8 protein-coding genes are annotated in these 13,609 nt (G+C 70.2%); 4 read left to right on the top strand and 4 right to left on the bottom strand.

The window, feature by feature from the left end; genetic code table 11:
* Position 1: 1 nt before the first annotated feature.
* Positions 2-2,611 (bottom strand): LamG domain-containing protein, encoded by a 2,610-nt coding sequence (locus KY572_RS34055; protein ID WP_224247845.1) that lies wholly within the window; start codon positions 2,609-2,611, stop codon positions 2-4.
* 230 nt (positions 2,612-2,841) lie between these two features.
* On the opposite strand from KY572_RS34055, the gene KY572_RS34050 reads away from it, so the two are divergent.
* From KY572_RS34050 to KY572_RS34035, 4 genes are all read left to right on the top strand, one after another.
* Entirely contained in the window at positions 2,842-4,530 is a 1,689-nt protein-coding gene (locus tag KY572_RS34050; protein WP_224247844.1) for an MFS transporter, read from the top strand.
* A gap of 54 nt (positions 4,531-4,584) precedes the next feature.
* Complete coding sequence (locus KY572_RS34045) at positions 4,585-6,024, top strand: hypothetical protein (protein ID WP_407660053.1); 1,440 nt, start codon at positions 4,585-4,587, stop codon at positions 6,022-6,024.
* Between the two features lie 166 nt (positions 6,025-6,190).
* Entirely contained in the window at positions 6,191-7,837 is a 1,647-nt protein-coding gene (locus KY572_RS34040; protein ID WP_224247842.1) for an endo-1,4-beta-xylanase, read from the top strand.
* Between the two features lie 88 nt (positions 7,838-7,925).
* Positions 7,926-8,678 carry a hypothetical protein gene (locus tag KY572_RS34035; RefSeq protein WP_224247841.1) on the top strand — a complete coding sequence of 251 codons (753 nt, stop codon included), beginning with the start codon at positions 7,926-7,928 and terminating at the stop codon, positions 8,676-8,678.
* Between the two features lie 9 nt (positions 8,679-8,687).
* Here KY572_RS34035 and KY572_RS34030 read toward each other — a convergent pair whose 3' ends face one another.
* The 3 genes from KY572_RS34030 to KY572_RS34020 all read right to left on the bottom strand — a co-directional run bounded on the left by KY572_RS34030 (position 8,688) and on the right by KY572_RS34020 (position 13,542).
* Positions 8,688-10,469, bottom strand: a complete 1,782-nt coding sequence (locus KY572_RS34030; protein WP_224247840.1) for a serine/threonine protein kinase — start codon at positions 10,467-10,469, stop codon at positions 8,688-8,690.
* 45 nt (positions 10,470-10,514) lie between these two features.
* The gene (locus KY572_RS34025; RefSeq protein ID WP_224247839.1) at positions 10,515-11,729 is read right to left on the bottom strand and encodes an Ig-like domain-containing protein; all 1,215 of its coding nucleotides are present in this window, start codon (positions 11,727-11,729) and stop codon (positions 10,515-10,517) included.
* A gap of 61 nt (positions 11,730-11,790) precedes the next feature.
* Positions 11,791-13,542: an Ig-like domain-containing protein gene (locus tag KY572_RS34020; RefSeq protein ID WP_224247838.1), complete on the bottom strand. Its 1,752-nt coding sequence runs from the start codon at positions 13,540-13,542 to the stop codon at positions 11,791-11,793.
* Between the last annotated feature and the right edge of the window lie 67 nt (positions 13,543-13,609).

Genomic DNA, 13,609 nt, shown 5'->3' with positions numbered 1-13,609 from the left:
GTCAGGGCATGAACCTCCACGGCCGCGTCACGGATGGCTGGAAGCAGTGGACGAGGGCCTCGGTGGCGCTGGGGATCTCCTGGACGACGCCGGCGCCGTAGCCTCGCGTCTGGCACCAGGCGCTGACCTCCAGCCGGGAGGCCGCGGCCGCGAAGTTGCCCGTGCTGGAGGCCGGCCCAAGCTGGCTCCAGGGCACGTTCTGGCGCAGCCCCGAGTTGAAGCAGCCCACCCACGGCCGGGACGTCATCTCGAAGATCTGCCCCGTCGTCCAGCCCAGGCTCGTGCACCAGCGGCGCGCGGCCGCGGTGCAGTGCGTGGAGGAGATGGACCGCTCATCCGCGCAGCCGGAGTGCTTGCGCGCCAGCTCCTCGAACGTCACCGCCAGGCTCTCGTGCTGGATGGGGGCGCAGGCCACGTTCACCTCGGTGGCCGTCGCTGAGGACGGGACGCCCACCAGGGAGATGGGGGGACGGTTGCCGATGACCTGCTGGAGCGTCTCGTAGAAGTTGGTGGCGCTGCTCAGCGCGTCGTCCGCTCCTCGCTGGGCGCAGACGCGGTGCATGGCCGCGGCGCACGCCTGCGAGCCCAGCGCGGAGACGCTGTTGCAGCCCGGGAACTGGTGGCTCATGACGAACTGGCCGAGCGTGGGCTCCTCCTGGATCGCCGCCTCCTTGCAGTCCGCGCCCAGCGTCGACATGCAGACGCTGCGGTTGGAGCGTGTGTGGGCGAAGAACCGCACCTCGTCGATGAACCCCTTGAACGAGCCTTCGCCATTGGCCGGGCAGGCCTGCGTGTCCAGCGTCACTCCCGCGCCGATGGACAGCACCCCCGTGCCCAGCTGGAAGGTGCCCGGCGCCGTGGGGAGCACCCGCCCCGTCTCCACGCCGTTGACGTACTCGGCGAACTGCCCCGTCGTTCCGTCCCAGGTGTAGGCCAGGTGGGTCCACACGCCCTTGGGCAGCACGGGGCTCCGTCCCAGGCGTACCCGCTGCCCGTTGATCTGGAACGACATCTGGACCGTGTCGTTCGCCTCGTAGATGAGGTCCAGCGTGCCGCGCTTCTGCAGCAGGTAGCGGTACGGGTTGCCCGTCGTGCAGCCCTGGTTGATGGCCGCGTCCGGGCGGACGGCGAGCTGCACGGTGAAGCCCTTCACCGGCGCGCCGATGCCGGGCGTGGTGCCGCTGGCATCCGCGAGGTTCACGGTGAGGGCCCCGCCGCCGGGGAGGACCAGCGCCTTGCCCTTGCCCTGCGGCTGCCACAGCGAGCCCGAGGCCGGCTGCGTCACGTTGTTCTTGTCGGAGATCTGCGCGGTGCCGGTGACGGTGCCCGTGAAGAAGCGGCCCGAGAGGTCCGGCGTGCGCGTCACGTCATAGTCGCCGGTCCGGGTGACCAGCTCGTTCATCGGCAGGAAGAGCACCTGGAAGGGGTTGAGCAGCTCGCCGATGTCCACCTCGTTGTAGTCCGCCGTGTTGCTGCCGAAGAGGGCCAGCACGTCGTGCGTCTTGGTGACGGGCAGGTACTTCGTCTCGTTGCTGGAGCCGGGCGGGAAGTTCTGCGACGGGTGGCGCTCCTGCTCGAAGTTCCACATGGGGCCCGAGTAGAAGAGGTGACCCCGGTCCAGGCGGTCCGTGTTGAGGCTCCCGTCGATGTGGTAGGCGGCCCAGCCCGTCTCCGAGCCGATCAGGCTGATGGCCTCGCGCCGCGCGCCATCCGTGTACCGCACGGCGGCGTAGAGCAGGTTGCGCCCCTCGTGGTCCACCCAGGGATAGGCGCCGCGGATCAGCCCTGTCGCGGCGGTGTCACCGAACTCCTCGCCCGTGGCGGCCTTCATTCGCTGCCAGGCCAGCGGGTAGCGCTTGAGCGCCGTGTTCGGGTCGCTGAACATCGCCGACACGGGGCGCGGGGTGCTCCAGCCCGTGCTGGCGCAGGGCGTGGGGTTGTAGGAGTACATCAGGTGGTCGATGACGCCGTTGTTGTCCGGACCGCCCTGGTAGATGAGCAGCCGCCCGTCGGAGGTCATCGTCGGCTCGATGCCCCGGATGTGGGCGCCCGTGACGGTGGTCAGGGTCTCCAGCGCGCCCGTCGTGAACGAGGCGATCTCCGCCTGGGGCGTGAACGGCTGGCTCACCCGGATGTCCACGGTGCGGCGGCGGAAGATGTTCGGGCCGTTGTACATCTGCGAGTCGAAGAGGAAGGGCTGGTAGATGGCCACGCCGCTGCTGAGCGTGTAGGGCTGCGCGGGCTGGGTGAAGCAGAACGCCAGCGCGTTCTCCCCGTTCTTCACGTCCAGGGTCTTCCCGGTGGAGAAGGCACTCGCGAAGCCAGGCTTGCCCTCGGCGTCGTAGGTCACCGCCTCGGGCCGGAAGACCCGAGCCCTCCAGGTGGTGGTCGTCGTCACCTGGTCCTCCCGCACGTTGCCGATGAAGACCCGGCCATCAATCGTGGAGGAGTGGCCGTTGGCGCCGAAGGGCGTGGAGATGCGCGTATTGACCAGCTGGGGGCGCGGCACCGCGTCCGCCTCACCCGGAGCCAGGAGGAGCCCGAGCAGTGGCGCGAGGAGGCCCGGCACGTGCCAGCGCGCGCGCCGCGAATGGAGGTCTTGGATGAACATGCAATCTCCGTAATCGAGTGAAATCGGCGATAACATGTCTTCCTTGAGAGTGGCAATGAGCGGCTTGCGCGGCGGAGAGGAATTGGCCTCCCAGGCATGTGTGAAACGCTCGACTTTCGAGCGCGTTGGTAGGGCCTGGTCGCATGAAGTGATGTTTACTGGGAGTCGCTATGGCTCCTCCCGACGCCCCGGCTTCGCCCCCGAGCAGCTCCGCAGTCGCCGCCCAACCCATGACCTCCGAGGAGAAGCGCGTCATCTTCGCCTCCTCGCTGGGCACGGTGTTCGAGTGGTACGACTTCTATCTGTACGGCTCGCTCAGCGCGATCATCGCCAAGCAGTTCTTCTCCGGCGTCAACCCCACGGCGGCGTTCATCTTCGCGCTGCTGGCGTTCGCCGCGGGCTTCGCGGTGCGGCCCTTCGGCGCGCTGGTGTTCGGACGGCTCGGGGACCTGGTGGGCCGCAAGTACACCTTCCTCGTCACCATCCTCATCATGGGCATCTCGACGTTCATCGTCGGCCTGCTGCCCGGGTACGCGACGCTGGGCATCGTCGCGCCCATCATCCTCATCGTGCTGCGGCTGCTGCAGGGCCTGGCGCTGGGCGGTGAGTACGGCGGGGCGGCCACCTACGTGGCCGAGCACGCGCCCAACGGCAAGCGCGGCAGCTACACGGCGTGGATCCAGACCACGGCCACGCTGGGCCTGTTCCTGTCGCTGCTGATCATCCTCGGCTGCCGCGTGTCGATGAGCGTCGAGGCCTTCGAGTCCTGGGGCTGGCGCATCCCGTTCCTCATCTCGGTGCTCCTGCTGGGCATCTCCATCTGGATCCGCCTCATGCTCAGCGAGTCCCCCGCCTTCCAGAGGATGAAGGCCGAGGGCAAGACGTCCAAGGCGCCGCTGAGCGAGGCGTTCGCGCAGTGGGGCAACCTGAAGATCGTCCTGCTCGCGCTGTTTGGCGTGGTCGCCGGGCAGGCGGTGGTCTGGTACACGGGCCAGTTCTACGCGCTGTTCTTCCTCACCCAGACGCTGAAGGTGGACGCGCAGGCGGCGAACCTGATGATCGCCGCGGCGCTGGTGCTGGCCACGCCGTTCTTCGTCGTCTGCGGCGCGCTGTCGGACCGTATCGGCCGCAAGCCCATCATCATGGCGGGGCTGGCCCTGGCCATCGTCACCTACTTCCCCATCTTCAAGGGCATCACCCACTTCGCCAACCCGGCCCTCGAGGAGGCCATCGCGCGCGCGCCGGTGGTGGTGAGCGCCGACCCGAACGAGTGCAGCTTCCAGTTCAACCCGGTGGGCACCTCGAGCTTCACCTCCTCGTGCGACATCGCGAAGTCGGCCCTGGTCAAGCGCGGCATTCCCTACTCCAACGTGGAGCTCTCCGCGGGGCAGCCGGCCACGGTGCGCGTGGGCCAGACGGTCATCGCCGCGTACGCGGCGGACCCGGCGGGCTCGGGCAAGACGGAGGTGTCGCTCGGACACGGGCCCTCGGCGGGCCACGGCCCGAGCGCTGGGGATGCGAAGGCCGAGGCGGCGCGCTTCGATCGCGAGCTCAACGCGGCCATCCAGGCGGCGGGCTACCCGCTCAAGGCGGACCCGGCGCGAGTGAACCACGTGCCTGTCGTCCTGCTGCTCATGGTGCTGGTCCTCTACGTCACCATGGTCTACGGCCCCATCGCCGCGATGCTCGTGGAGATGTTCCCCACGCGCATCCGCTACACGTCCATGTCGCTGCCGTACCACATCGGCAACGGGTGGTTCGGCGGGTTCCTGCCCACCACCGCGTTCGCCATCGTGGCGGCCACCGGCGACATCTACTCGGGGCTCTGGTACCCCATCGTCGTCGCCGCGCTGACGCTCGTCATCGGCCTGCTGTTCGTGCGCGAGACGAAGGACAGCTCCGTCTACCATACGCACTGACGCTCCGAGTCCTTGCGCGCGTCACCATTGCTCGTTGCTCCCTTTGGAGGTTGCATGGCCGTGTTGCGTCTTGTCGCAGTGCTCGCCCTGTCCGCCGTGAGCGAGGCCCAGGCGTCCTCGTGGAGTGCTCCTCCGGTGGTGGGCGCATCCGTGCTGGCCCAGACCGCGCCGGACTCGGGGACGACTCCGCCGCCCACCACGGGGGAGCGGCAGCAGCCCACCGTGCCGCCGCCCGCGCCGCCTGCCCCCGAGGCGCCCGCTGCTCCCGCGGCCCCTGCCGCTCCGGCTGCTCCCGCTGCTCCTGCCGCGCCCGCGGCTTCCGCGGCCTCCCCGGCGACGGAGAACGTGCTGCGCCCCTACGGCATCTTCATCACGCGCGTGGTGGTGTCCTCGGCCGCGGTGGAGTCCTTCAACCAGCCCAACGCCACGGCTCCCACCGGCGCGGGCGACCCGGTGTTCCCCAGCGCGCCGGACGATGCGCGCTTCTCGTTCCAGGTGGGCCAGACCCGCTTCGGGCTCTGGGTGAATGAGAAGGGCTCGCTGCGTGGCCAGGTGGAGGTGGACTTCGTCGACTTCGCCAAGGCCACGCCCACGGTGCAGGCCCTGCCTCGCCTGCGCATCGCGCGGGTGGACTGGGTGCCGGCTCCCGGCCACACGCTCTCGCTCGGCCAGGACTGGGATCTCGCGGTGCCGATCAACCCGCACGGCATCAACCTGGTGGGCGCGCTGTTCACCGCCGGCAACACCGGCTTCATGCGCCAGCAGCTCCGGTACCTCCACACGCAGGACTCCTACGAGGTGGGCCTGGCGCTGGGCTTTCCCGCCGCCAACGCCACGCCCAAGGACGCCGCCCTGGAGCTGGGCCTCTTCCCCACCATCGCCGCGCGCGGCGCCTACAAGTTCGGCTCGAGCCGCGTGGGCGCGAGCGTGATCGCCACGCGGCTGACCTACGCCCGGGACACGCCCCAGGAGCGCCACGGCACCTCGTACCAGGGCGCGCTCTACGCGGAGCTGATCCCCACGCCAGCCACCACCGTGCGGGTGGAGCTCAACTTCGGCCAGAACACCGCCAACCTGGGCATGCTCTCGCTCTCCCAGGGGCGCACGGACAAGGACATGCGGGACTTCGGCGGCTTCATCTCGGCGCGCCAGTCCTTCAGCCCCCATCACGCGGTCTACGGCCTCGTGGGAATGCAGCGCGCGCTGAAGCCGGGTGACGTGGTGCCCGCCTACGCATACCCGGCGGTGCCGGAAGGCCAGCGCCCCGCCGTCTCCACCGCGGCGCTGAGTGGCACCGGGCCGGGCCTGCTCCGCAACGGCTCCGCTCGCCTGGGCTACGAGTTCAAGCCGGGGACCGCGCTCGCCCTGGTGCTGGAGGGCTTCCTCTTCCAGTCCCGCCATGCGCTGCAGCCGTTCGACCTCGAGGATCTCGGGTCGGACGGAGGCAAGCGCACCGCCGTGGGGCTCGAGACGGGGATGCTCTTCACGTTCTGAGTCGCACGCCCATGGGGGCTGCGCCCACACAACGGCCGCAGCGCTCCGACAGCGACCCCTGGCATGCTTCGGGCGTGCTCGCGCGGCGGTTTCCTGGGTCAGAATGGGGAACCGGCGGTCGCGCGCGCTCTCAGGGGCCCCTCTCCGGGGCGGAAGGTGTAACGCTATGCAACGGAGCTGGGCTGTCGGGTGTCTGGCGATCCTCCTCGTCCTGGGGTGCGATCCGGAAGCGCCTCCCGAGCAGCCTGTGGATCGCACGGCACCCGAGCTCTCCCTCACGGCGCCCGCGGCCTCCGCCCAGGTAGGCGGAACGGTGGATGTGCGAGGGCTGGCCTCGGACGACCAGGCGGTGAGCCTGGTGGAGGTCCAGGTCGACCAGGGCCGGTTCGAGCCCGCCACCGGGACCACCGACTGGAGCTACCGCTGGGACACCTCCACCGTCAGTGACGGCTTCCACACCTTGACGGTGCGCGCCACGGACAGTGGGGGCAACCTCGCACTCGCCGCGAGGACGTTCGTCGTGAGCAACGCCCGTCCGGAGCGCCCCATCGCCATGACGCTCACCTTCCCCATGCGCGATGGCGTCATCGGCGACACCCTGCGGGCCTCGGCCACCTTCACCAACACGAGCACGCGCGTCGTCCAGGTCCCCAGGCTGGTGCTCACGGCCCGCCCTCCGGGGGCCTCCCTGCCTGACGGGCCCGCGGTGGACTTCGAGCCGGTGCTCGGGCCGCTCACGCTCGTTCCGGGCCAGGAGGTGCGGCTCGACGCCTTCGCCCGGACGCGTCCGCTCGATCCCGTCGGCATCTGGCAGGTGTTCCCGAGCTACGAGGACGAGACGCGCACGGTGCACATCGGGCCCGTGCAGGCCATCCCGCTCCGGCGCCAGGTGCGGCTGGGCGCGGCGACCAACCAGGGGCGCCTCTTCGACGTGAACGAGCCGCTGTACCAGCAGACGTTCCTGGCCCACTTCGACTCGATGACGCCCGAGTACGAGATGAAGATCGCCCAGCTGCAGCCGAGGTTCGGCGAGTTCGAGTTCGCCAACGCGGACCGGCTGGTGGCCTTCGCGGAGCAGCACGGCAAGGAGCTGCGGGGCCACACGCTCATCTGGGGCAACTCGCTGCCGGCCTGGCTCACCGGACGGACCTGGACGCGCGAGGAGCTCATCGAGGTGCTCGAGACGTACGTGGCCACCGTGGTGGGGCGCTACCGCGGCCGCATCCCCGAGTGGGATGTGGTGAACGAGGCCATTGATGATCAAGGCCGGCTGCGCGCCAACCTCTGGAGGGACACCATCGGCCCCGAGTACATCGCGCTGGCCTTCAGGGCGGCGCACCGCGCCGATCCCTCCGCCCGGCTCTTCTACAACGACTTCAGCGCGGAGAAGCCCAACGCCAAGGCCGCCGCCATCTACGAGCTGGCCGTCTCGCTCAAGGCGCAGGGCGTGCCCATCGACGGCATCGGGATGCAGGCGCACGTCTCTCCGAACTACTACCCGACGCAGGCGGAGCTCGAGTCGGTGATCGCCCGCCTCGAGGGCGCGGGGCTGCGGGCGGACCTGACCGAGATGACGGTGAACCTGTCCCAGGTCTCCGACATGCCGGAGGCGGAGCAGCTGGAGCTGCAGGCGCGCATCTACAAGGGGATGGTGGCCGCCTGTCAGGCCCGCCGCGCGTGCACTCGCGTGACGGCCTGGGGTGTCACCGACAAGTACAACTCGCTGGGCAGCGGGAGCGCGCCGCTCCTCTTCGACACCCGCTATGCCCCCAAGCCCGCCCTGACGGTGATCCGCACCATCCTCGGGCGCTGAGCGCTCCGCTCCCTGGTGCCAGTCTCATTGTATGAAGCATTCGGGCCGCGATACACTGAGCGGGCTCTCGAGCGATTCCGGAGGGGGTATGCGTCTCAGCCGGCAGGGCCTGTTGCTCGTCGTCTTCCTCGCGGTGCCCGCGTTCGCGGCACAGAAGCCCAACCCCTTCCTCACCCAGGCGAAGGTCCACTACCAGGGCCTGGAGTTCGAGAAGTGCCTGAAGCGGCTCGAGCAGGCCGGCCGGTGGAAGAACAACACCCGCGCCGAGCAGGTCGAGATCGAGCTCTACTCCGGCCTCTGCGCGTTCAGCCTCGGCAACGAGGAGGATGCGCGCAAGTCGTTCTCCATGGCGCTGGAGCTCGATCCGAAGGTGGAGCTGCCTCCGTACTCGAGCCCCCGGCTGCTCACCTTCTTCGATGCGCTCGCGCAGCGGGTGCCGGGGAGGACCGCTCCCGAGGAGGTCGCCACTCCCGAGCCGCCGAAGCCCGCGCCCGCGCCCGCCCCCGCGGCGCCGGAGGCCCCTCGCAAGGTGGAGCTGCAGCCTCCCGCTCCGGCTCCGCAGCCGGTCCTCACCCAGACGGCGCCAGCCCCCGAGCCCAGGAAGAAGCTGCTCTTCCCGCTGCTGCTGTCGGGCACGAGCGTGGCGGCGGCGGGAGGCGCGGTCTACTTCGGCACGCAGGCACGCTCCGAGGAGAAGCGGGCGAACGATCGGGACACCTTCTACGAGGATGCGCTCGCCAGCCAGGATCAGGCCCGGCGCGACGCGCGCGTAGCCAACGTGGCCATCGGCGTGGCGGCCACCGCGGCGGTGGGAGCGGTGCTCGCCTACGTCCTGCAGTGAGGCCCCCGCTCACATCCCGTCGAGCAGGTTGACGCGCAGCACGACGTCCCGGTTCGCCGGGACGGAGACCTTGACCTTCTTCTCCACGTCGAGGTCCCGGTTCACCAGCGTGAGCGTCTGGGTGCCGCTCGGCAGCTCGATGGGCGCCATGGGCGTCACCCCCAGCGTCTTGCCGGCGTAGAAGACCTCGGCCCACGGATTGACTCGCAGCGTGACGGTGCCAGTGGCGGCCTTGGCCGCCGGGCGTGCCGCGGGCCGGGAGGCAGTGGCCGTGGCCTTGCGGGGCGGCTCCTTCTCGACGGGAGCGGGGGCGGGAGCGGCAGTGGGCGCGGGAGCAGCGGGCTGCGCCGTCGCGGCGGCGGGCGGCACCTCGGTGGGAGGGAGCGCCTCGGGCGCGGGAGGTGGAGGCGCGGGCTCGGTGTCCGGAAGCTTCTCGGAGGTGGGCCGTGCAGGGAGCTGCGCCAGGGCCGGAGCCGACGGCACGGCGTCGGGTCGCGGCTCGGCGGCAGGACGTTCGGTGCGCGTCCACAGCGCCGCGCCGCCAGCCAGCATGAGGAGGGCCGCGCTGACCGCGGGCCAGCGCCAGCTCCGGCTCGGGCGCCGCGGCTGCTCCGCGGGAGCGGGTGCTGGGGCTGGTGGGGCAGGGGCCGCGACGACGGGCGCCGCGAAGTCCGTGGAGAGATCCACGTTGACCCACTGCGAGGTGCTCGTCACCGGAGCGGCGCCCGGCTGTGTCGGATCCGCCTTCAGGGGCGCCGGGACGAGGGGGAGGGGAGCGCGGCCCGCGGAGGACGGGGGGCCGGGCGGCGGGGTGGGCAGGCCGAACGGGTTGCCGGCCCTGTGGCGGAGGCTGACCACCGTCGCCATGTCCGCCTCTTCGCTGAACAGGCCCTGCAGCAGCGTCTTCACTTCCTCCTGGGCCACGCCGCCCAGGCCGAGCACGAAGATCTCGAGCGCCGTCGACATGCTCTCCGCCGTCGGGAAGCGCTCCTGGGGATTCTTCGCGAGCGCGCGGCGGCAGATCTCCTCCAGCTCCGGGGGAGTGTTCGGGCGCACCTCGCGCAGGGGCCGGGGCGCGTCCTGGAGGATGGCCTTGACGAGCGCGGCCTCCGAGGTGCCGGTGAAGGGGCGCTCTCCGGCGAGCAGCTCATAGAGGACGACGCCCATGGCGTAGACGTCCGTGCGGGGATCCGCCGGGTGGCCGCTCAGCTGCTCGGGCGCCATATAGGCGTACTTGCCCTTCACCGTCCCGGCGCCCGTGGTGGAGATGGAGGTGGAGGCCTTGGCGATGCCGAAGTCCACCATCTTCACGATGCCGTTGAAGCCGACGAGCACGTTGTCCGGGCTGACGTCGCGGTGGACGATGTGCTGCGGAGCGCCCAGCTCGTCCGTGAGCGTGTGCGCGTAGTGCAGGCCCTTGAGCGCCTGCGCGCAGATCCACGCGGCGAAGCCGACGGGGACCTCCATCCGCCGCTCCTCCGTGCGGCGCTTGATGGCGCGCAGGTTCATCCCGTGGATGAACTCCATCGCGATGAAGTAGGCCCCGTTGTGCTCTCCCAGCTCGAAGATCTGGACGACGTTGGGGTGGGACAGCTGCGCCGCGAGCCGCGCCTCGTTGAGGAACATCTCGACGAACTTCGGGTCCCTCCCGAGGTGCGTCAGCATGCGCTTGACCACCACGGTCTTCGCGAAGCCCGCGGGCCCCTCCTGTCGAGCCAGGAAGACCTCTCCCATCCCTCCCGTGGCTAGGAGCTTGAGGAGCCGGTACTTGCCGAGGCGATCATCGGACATGGGGGGCGCCTTGGGCTGTGCGAAGGTCATGTGATCAGGGAGAGCTTAGGGGAAGTACCGGTCGCGGAGATAGAGCTCGACCAGATCCCGCTCGGAGTCGGTGAGCAGGCGAGCGAAGACGAGCAGCTCGGCGATCTCGGTCTGCGCGAAGGAGGTGTCCAGGCGGTCCTGGCGACCGCCGAGGAGCAGGCCGCCCATCCCGACAGGGCCGGTGTCCCGGTTGTTGAGGGCCTCTTCGATCATGTTCACGCGCAGTCGCGAGTTGACGCCGTCGTACACGGCGGTGGCCTGGTAGAAGGCGCCGGCCATCTTCTGGGTGCCCGGGCTCGTGAACTTGGTCGCGTAGAGCTGGAGGGCGCCCAGGGGAACGGTGGTGGCCTGGAGGCGGATCCGGTTGGTGCCCGCCGCGCTGGGGGCATCCATCAAGGTCTTGTTCGCATCCACCTGTGGGGACTTGTACACGAGGAAGACCGTCAGGGGCTGAGGCAGGGGGGAGGCGAAGGCGGCCGAGAGCAGGTAGTCCCCTTCACCGGACGTGTTGCCATCGAACGCAACGGTGGGCAGACCGTTGAGGCCGGAGAGCTTGAAGACGGGCTGCCGGGTGGCCTCGCTCTGGCCCACGTCGCGCCCGTTGCCGGACAGATCCACCCAGGAGGAGACCGGCGCTCCGTCCGCCGGGAGCGCCACGCCCTCACCGAGCAGGCGATCCGCCGAGAGGTGCAGCGCGATGTTGGGAGGAAGGATGGCGACGTACACCGTGGCGGTGGCCGACCGGCTGGGGTCCGCCACGCTCGTGGCCACCACGTGATAGGTGCCCGTCGTCGCCGGCGCGGTGTAGAGGCCGCTCGCCTCGATGGAGCCTCCCGCGGCCCCCTCGCTGACGCTCCAGGTCACCGCCGGGTTGCTCGCGTTGCTCACGGTCGCCGTGAAGGCGTAGGTGGTGTTGGGGGCGATGCTTACCGACGTGGGGTTCACGCTCACCGAGATGCCGGCGTCGGTGCCGCCATCCATGCCACCGTCCGTCCCTCCATCGGTGCCGCCGTCCATCCCGCCGTCGGCGCCACCATCGAATCCGCCGTCCGCCGGACTGCCTCCATCGGGAGGTAGCTCCTCCGCGGACTGGCAGCGCAGCTCGATGCAGACCTGCTCCGGAGGGCAGGCGTGCGAGTCATCGCATCGTCGCCCTGGGGGCTCGGTGAAGTTCACCGAGCAACCGACGAGCAGGAAGCAGCCAACGAAGAGGAGGAAGAGTCGATTCATGGGGCTCGAGAGGGAGGACGGCGGGGGCGGTGGCGGCTGGGCCCCAGGTTCACCCACGGCATCAAGGGAAGTACCGGTTCATGAGGTACGCTTCGACCTGGCCCAGCTCGGTGTCGCTGAGCACGCGACTGAAGACGAGCAGCTCCGCGAACTCGGTCTGCGCGAAGGCGGTGTTCAGCAGATCCTGGCGTCCCGCCAGCATGAGGCCGGCCATGCCCATGGGGCCCGGATCGCGGTTGTTGAGCGTCTCATCGAGGCCATTGGCGCGCAGGCGCGAGTTGGCGCCCGCGTACACGGCGGTGACGTAATAGAAGGAGCCGGTCGTCTTGGCGGTGCCCGGACTGGTGAACGCGCTCGTGTAGAGCTGGAGGGCGCCCACGGGAACGGTGGTGGCCTGGACCCGGATGCGCTGGGTCCCCGTGGCCGGGGGCGCGTCGAGCAGGGTCCTGTTCGCGCTCACGGGCGGCGCCTTGTACACGAAGAAGACCGTGAGGGGCTGGGGCAGGGCGGACGCGAAGGCGGCCGTGCGCAGGTAGTCTCCCTCGCCCGCCGTCGTGGACCCATCGAAGGCGACCGTGGGCAGTCCATTGAGGCCGGCGCTCTTGAAGATCGGCTGCCGGTTGGCCTCGGTCTGGCCCAGGTCGCCCCCATTGCCCGAGAGGTCCACCCAGGTGCTGACCGCGGCGCCGTCAGCGGGCAGGGTGCCCGTGGGACCGAGGAGCTGATCGGCCGAGAAGTGCAGGGCGAGGCCGGCGGTGGGGAAGGGCGTGACGGTGACGGTGGCGGTGGCGCTCTTCGTCGGGTCCGCCTCGCTGGTGGCCACCACGTGGTAGGTGCCGGGGGTGACAGGCGCGGTGTAGAGGCCGCTGGCGTCGACGCTGCCACCGGCGGCCCCCTCCTGGATCGTCCACGTCACCGCGTTGTTGCTGGTGTTGCCGACGGTGGCCGTGAACTGCTGGGGCTCGCCGATGACGAGCGTCGCGGTGGTGGGGCTCACGGTCACCGTGATGGCCGCCGTGACGGTCACCGTGGCGGTGGCGCTCTTCGTCGGGTCCGCGGCGCTGGTGGCCACCACGTGGTAGGTGCCCGGGGTGCTGGGGGCCGTGTAGAGGCCCGAGGCGCTGACGGTGCCGCCGCCGGCCTCCGTCACGCTCCAGCTCACGGCGGTGTTCGTCGTGCCCGTCACCGTCGCGGTGAAGGTCCTCGTCTCTCCCGTGAGGAGGTTCGCGGTGCTCGGGCTCACGCTCACGACGATGATGGTCTGGACCGGCTCCACCGTCACCGTGGCGGTGGCGCTCTTCGTCGGGTCCGAGGCGCTGGTGGCCACCACGTGGTAGGTGCCCGGGGTGCTGGGGGCCGTGTAGAGGCCCGAGGCGCTGACGGTGCCGCCGCCAGCCTCCGTCACGCTCCAGCTCACGGCGGTGTTCGCCGTGCCCGTCACCGTCGCGGTGAACTGCTGGGAGGTGCTGACGGTCAGGCGGGCCGCGGCGGGAGACAGGCTCACCGCGACGGGCTGCTCCGTGGCGCGCACGTTGACCGTCGCCGAGCTGCTGCGGCTGGGGTCCACCTGGCTGACGGCGACCACGTGGTAGGTGCCCGCGACGGAGGGCGCGGTGTAGAGGCCGTCCGCGTCGATGGTCCCGGCGCTGGCGCCCTCGAAGAGGGACCACGTCACCGCCGTGTTCTCGAAGCCGAGGACTGTCGCCGTGAAGCGCTGCTGCTGCCCGAAGCCCAGGTTGACGGCGCGGGGGCTTACCGAGATGGAGCGGACATTGACATCCGGCTGCTCGTCAACGCACCGAACGAGGAGCACTGAAACAAATAACAGCGTGACACATGACGACACTCGAGCATGGGTCATTGGCTCCCCAAGGCCAAGG

Origin of the sequence: Hyalangium gracile (assembly GCF_020103725.1) — a bacterium.
GTDB classification, from domain to species: domain Bacteria; phylum Myxococcota; class Myxococcia; order Myxococcales; family Myxococcaceae; genus Hyalangium; species Hyalangium gracile.
This window is presented reverse-complemented; position numbering and strand designations above follow the sequence as displayed.

What these genes read in the sequence shown, in the direction of transcription:
- KY572_RS34055 (WP_224247845.1), bottom strand. Translation starts at nt 2,611, where the DNA reads ATGTTCATCCAAGACCTCCATTCGCGGCGCGCGCGCTGGCACGTGCCG.
- KY572_RS34050 (WP_224247844.1), top strand. Translation starts at nt 2,842, where the DNA reads ATGACCTCCGAGGAGAAGCGCGTCATCTTCGCCTCCTCGCTGGGCACG.
- KY572_RS34045 (WP_407660053.1), top strand. Translation starts at nt 4,585, where the DNA reads ATGGCCGTGTTGCGTCTTGTCGCAGTGCTCGCCCTGTCCGCCGTGAGC.
- KY572_RS34040 (WP_224247842.1), top strand. Translation starts at nt 6,191, where the DNA reads ATGCAACGGAGCTGGGCTGTCGGGTGTCTGGCGATCCTCCTCGTCCTG.
- KY572_RS34035 (WP_224247841.1), top strand. Translation starts at nt 7,926, where the DNA reads ATGCGTCTCAGCCGGCAGGGCCTGTTGCTCGTCGTCTTCCTCGCGGTG.
- KY572_RS34030 (WP_224247840.1), bottom strand. Translation starts at nt 10,469, where the DNA reads ATGTCCGATGATCGCCTCGGCAAGTACCGGCTCCTCAAGCTCCTAGCC.
- KY572_RS34025 (WP_224247839.1), bottom strand. Translation starts at nt 11,729, where the DNA reads ATGAATCGACTCTTCCTCCTCTTCGTTGGCTGCTTCCTGCTCGTCGGT.